This window comes from Prevotella corporis DSM 18810 = JCM 8529, assembly GCF_000430525.1.
Classification (GTDB): Bacteria; Bacteroidota; Bacteroidia; order Bacteroidales; family Bacteroidaceae; genus Prevotella; species Prevotella corporis.
The window spans coordinates 1-4,683 of the sequence record NZ_AUME01000075.1 but is presented as its reverse complement, the minus strand read 5'-3'; the positions used below and the strand labels follow the sequence as shown (position 1 = coordinate 4,683).

Below are 4,683 nucleotides of genomic sequence, written 5' to 3'. Positions count from 1 at the left end.
GTGCATCTTATATTCCCTTCTACTATTCGTTATGTAGACTTAGGTTCGCAGAATATCATTGCAGGGAAAGCGGAGGATGCTGAGAACGTGTTGCGCGTGAAGGCTGCCGTGAAGGACTTTGAGACGGAAACCAACATGAGCGTGATTTGCGAAGACGGCTCGTTTTACGCTTTCAATGTCAAATATGCTGATGAGCCAGAGAAGCTCAGCGTGGAGATGAAGGACTTTCTGTCACCAACGGACGGACGACTACCGAGCAACCGTGCCGACATCTATTTCAAGGAACTCGGCAACGAGTCGCCTGTATTAGTAAAACTGATGATGCAGACTATCTATCAGAATGACAGACGCTGCATAAAGCACATCGGTGCTCAGCAGTTTGGCATGAAGTTCCTGCTTCGTGGCTTGTATGCCCATAACGGCTTACTGTATTTCCACACTCGTATGGAAAACGGCACGAATATGCCATACTCGGTGGATTTCATCACCTTTAAGGTGGTGGATAAGAAGGTCGCAAAGCGTACCGCTATACAAGAGCAGGTGCTTCAGCCACTTCGTGCCTATCATCAGGTGATGCAGGTGCGTGGCATGGGTAGTGAACACACTGTGTTTGCGCTCGAACAGTTCTCTCTTGCAGAAGACAAGCAGCTTGAAGTGACACTCTATGAAAGAAATGGCGGTCGTACGCTGACCTTTCATGTAACGGCAGAAGACCTGCAGATAGCAAAGAAGATTGATAACCTCAAACTGAAATGGTAGACATTATGAAGAAGAAAATCATTTTATCGGTTTGTGCAGCGGTGGCAATGGCTTTTAGTCTGCCGTCGCACGCCCAACGGCTGATACCCAAGCAGAAAGGGATAGAAGTCATGGGCAGCGTTCCCCTTGTCAAAGGGGAAAAGTTCTTTGCCAAGGATAACTTCTGTGTTGGTGTATCGCTTACCCGTTACTTGAAACGAGAGAACTACTCCTTTGTAGGAGTTGAGTATGAACAGCAGAATATGCCGTATAGGGACTATGGCGTAAAACTCAAAGATGCGCTCCTGCACTTGGGCTATATGCACCCGATACTCTCCGACAATGGCAAGAACGTGCTTCTCTATGCTGGCATATCCGCATTGGGCGGTTACGAGGAATTGAATGAGGACAAGAAGCTGCTGCCCGATGGGGCTACGCTGCTCGACCGCCCACGCTTTGTCTATGGCGGTGCCATGCATGGCTCGTTGGAAGTATTCCTTACGGACAGGCTTCTGTTTCTTGTCAAGGCACAAGGGCGGTTGCTCTTCGGCTCTGACGTGCATCGTTTCCGTCCTGCGCTATCAGCAGGACTTAGGTTTAATATTTAATAGAAAAGAAACATGAAAAAGAAGATATTAAGTTCGATTTGGGTAATGGGTGTGCTGACCCTTGCCGTGTTTTGCCTATCTGCTTGTGATAGGGAACTGGATGTGCAGCAGGCTTATCCGTTCACTATCGAGACGATGCCTGTTCAGAAGGACATCACCAAGGGACAGACGGCAGAGATATGCTGCACGCTGAAGCGGGGCGGTGAGTTTGCTGACACTCGCTATACGATACGTTATTTCCAGCCTGATGGCAAAGGAACGCTGAAGATGGACGATGGTACGGTGTTCAAGCCCAACGACCGCTATCCGCTCACAAAGGACGTTTTCCGTCTGTACTACACCTCGCTCTCCACCGACCGCCAGACGATTGACGTGTACGTGGAGGACAGTTTCGGTAAGATGCAGCAACTGACTTTCAGTTTCAACAACGAAAAGGCGGAGGAAAAGGGAAAGTCCACCGCAGTAGTAACCAAAGCCTTGAACGATGCGAACGGCTAAACGCTTTGCTTTATTCTGTATAATGTGCTTGCTCTGTCAGCCGACCCTTGCCCAGCGCAGGGTGCGGCTGGCAGACTTGCCACCTTTTGAGTGCGCCGTGGTGGTCGTGAAATACTTCGAGGGGCTACACGGAAAAGGTTGCTATCCGTATGTTGGCTATGGGCATCAGTTGCAACCAGGAGAACGTTTCACGGCAGATATGACGGAACGGCAAGCGGACTCTCTGCTCCGTGCCGACCTTTGGAAATGCTTTGAACACTTTAAAGGTTATGGTAAGGATGCACTGCTACTCACCTTGCTTGCCTACAATGTGGGCGTGGGGCGATTGCTTGGATATGGCAAGCATCCAAAGAGTAGGTTGCTGCGGAGGATAGAATCGGGCGACAGGAATTTCTACCGTGAATTTGTCTCTTTCTGCCAATACAAGGGCAAAGTCCTCAGAGGGCTGGTCAAACGACGAAAGGTTGAGTTTGTCCTGTTTTATGTACCTTGATTGCTAAATATGCCTCTTGCGACATTTTTATGTTCCGCAAGGGGCGTTTTCTTGCCGTTTTATTCGCCTTTCTCGCTATGAATGAGTAACTTTGTAAACGAAATACGCCTTTTGCATAGAGGATGCTTACTGAGCGTGAAGAGAAATGGAAAATAGCAGGAGAATATCATATATGAATTCATTTTGTTTACCCCTTATAGTAACAATTCCCTTGATTGGCGTTATTCTAATTTACATTCGTAAATTGAGAGATAAGAGCGATATTACACCCGACATCAAACAAGAGGTTGAGACGGGAGAAATAGACGATTTATTTAATAATACAATAGAAGAAGTAAACACTCACCTCCCCCAAAAGATAAAGCAAAAAGAATTCAGGGTAATACTAAAGAACAAGAGTTGGTGGAATAGAAACAATCCTTTATAGGGGGGATGTGTGCGATTTCATTCATAGCTATTCTAATGCTTGTTTTGTCGAGTGTTACTCACAGGAAATATAACACTCAACAAGAAATATCTATTCAGAAAGAACATCAAAAAATTTTATACAGAGACTCAATACAAAACAACAAAGACTCTATAAAAAACGAACAAATTGAACTTGTATCTTCTGAACTCTCTGACCTTAATAAGACTATCAGGGAGACAAATAGAATAATTCGTAGAGTAGAACAACAAATAAAAGATATCAAAGAAAATGATTTTTGATTTTACTAATTATACATTCAGCGGATTCCTTTCCATTTTAGCAGCTCTTTACGGTGTCGGATATCCTTTGATAATGCAAAGTATCGGTAGAATATATACACAATATGATTCCACATTACTTGCGAATAGATTTACAAAAGAGATAATATATAGGGTGTTCCAAATCCTTCTTATACTGAATTTGTTATTTGCCGTTTCTACCCCTTTTCTACTACATGCAGAATGGTGGAATATAGGTTTTGTGACAATCCAAGCTATTCTTTTGGTACTACTGATGGGATTTACTTTTCTACTATTCCAGTTAATGATAAAATACGAGAATGCGGGAGAACTTCTTAGGCATATAGAGGGAGGGCAAATTAACAAATCCAACGTCATGGATATTTTTGATTTAGCAATCTATGCCGACTCAAAAAATAATCATCAACTTTACTTTGATGCTATGTCAAGTATATGTTCATACATAACTATTCAACAGGGCGATTCTTATAAGAATCAGAAAGAAGATGCGATTTTACCGCCAGTTGTATATGATGAGAATGTTGTTGCAATACTTAGAAAACTAAAAGGGTTCATCAGAGAGGATGATGGACATCATTTGTTACATCGAAATAATGATATAGTAGCAATCTTGTATAACCAGATATCAAAGTCAAGAATTAGCCTGCAAACTCATAAAATGATGTGGTTTTTACTAAATGAGGCTATAACATATAATAACCACTCTTGGTTCAAACAATATTGGCAGTTTGCTGATAGTTATTCAAGTCTACGATATCGCTTTGTTGCCAATGAGATATTAAGGCTGGACAAAAAAGAATTTATGCTTCGCCATGTAATGATAGGAACATTACTACTCCATAATGAAAGATATAAATGGCTCAATGATATATTCCTTTATACACATTCAGAGCCAGAATACTATGGTTTAATTCCAAGCACATTTATAGAGATTGTTGAGATGCTGGAAAACGTAGATTCGATATGTACGGTTCCTGCTTTTCAACAGCAAAATTTTTATTTTGCAGACGAAATGGGGGCTCAGTAGAAAATCAATGGGGGAATAATTTGTTATTTATCTTAATAATTCCGACCTTCGCATTATGGAAGAAAAAATGTTACGCACCTTGGCAACTCTTGTTTTGCCTTCTCAAATATTAGATTATTTTACTATCGTTTCTGTCTGCGAGGTTGGACCTGAGTTTCATATTAGTCTTGACGAACGTATGGACAAGACTTTGTCAGGTAATGCCACCTTCGAGTCCAAGGGGTTCATGGAAGCAGTTAATATAACCGACTTCCCTATTCGAGGCCATAAGGTGATCTTGAAAATTCGTCGCAGACGATGGACGGATTTGCGCACGGGCAAGAGTTTTACCCTTCCCATTGCTTTAGACATGGTAGCTCAGGGCACCCGTTACTCCAAGGAATTTGGAGCTTTTTTAAAAGAAACGTATGGAGACTTCCCCAGTGACTTGCCGTACGCTTGAAGATTTCTATCATATTGACGGACACACATTTGAGAAACAATATAAAGAAATCCTGAGCGGCTTCCGTCAATGGGACCAGATAGATCATGCCGACGAGTGGCTGCTCTTTCCTGACAACATCGGGCCTTCCCTGGCCATTGACGAGACT

Annotated in this window: 6 protein-coding genes and 1 pseudogene; all 7 read left to right on the top strand. The window is 42.8% G+C overall.

Annotation, left to right across the window (positions count from 1 at the left end):
* Positions 1 to 759: conjugative transposon protein TraN (gene traN / locus H515_RS13405; protein WP_036891819.1), on the top strand; the 759-nt coding region annotated here is incomplete at its 5' end.
* Positions 753 to 1,346, top strand: coding sequence for a conjugal transfer protein TraO (locus H515_RS0110225; protein ID WP_025878117.1), 594 nt, complete (start codon positions 753 to 755; stop codon positions 1,344 to 1,346). The genes traN and H515_RS0110225, both read left to right, overlap by 7 nt.
* Before the next feature lie 12 nt (positions 1,347 to 1,358).
* Positions 1,359 to 1,844 (top strand): DUF3872 domain-containing protein, encoded by a 486-nt coding sequence (locus H515_RS0110220; protein ID WP_025878115.1) that lies wholly within the window; start codon positions 1,359 to 1,361, stop codon positions 1,842 to 1,844.
* On the top strand, positions 1,831 to 2,337 hold the full coding sequence (locus H515_RS0110215; protein WP_025878113.1) for a glycoside hydrolase family protein: 507 nt from the start codon (positions 1,831 to 1,833) through the stop codon (positions 2,335 to 2,337). The genes H515_RS0110220 and H515_RS0110215 overlap by 14 nt, the downstream gene beginning before the upstream one ends.
* A 697-nt stretch (positions 2,338 to 3,034) precedes the next feature.
* Positions 3,035 to 4,093 carry a hypothetical protein gene (locus H515_RS13395; protein ID WP_244870080.1) on the top strand — a complete coding sequence of 353 codons (1,059 nt, stop codon included), beginning with the start codon at positions 3,035 to 3,037 and terminating at the stop codon, positions 4,091 to 4,093.
* A 55-nt stretch (positions 4,094 to 4,148) separates the two neighbouring features.
* Complete coding sequence (locus tag H515_RS0110200; RefSeq protein WP_028901917.1) at positions 4,149 to 4,535, top strand: ISAon1 family transposase N-terminal region protein; 387 nt, start codon at positions 4,149 to 4,151, stop codon at positions 4,533 to 4,535.
* Positions 4,501 to 4,683 (top strand): annotated as a pseudogene (locus tag H515_RS14230) (ISAon1 family transposase); the annotation flags it as partial. The gene H515_RS0110200 and the pseudogene H515_RS14230, both read left to right, overlap by 35 nt.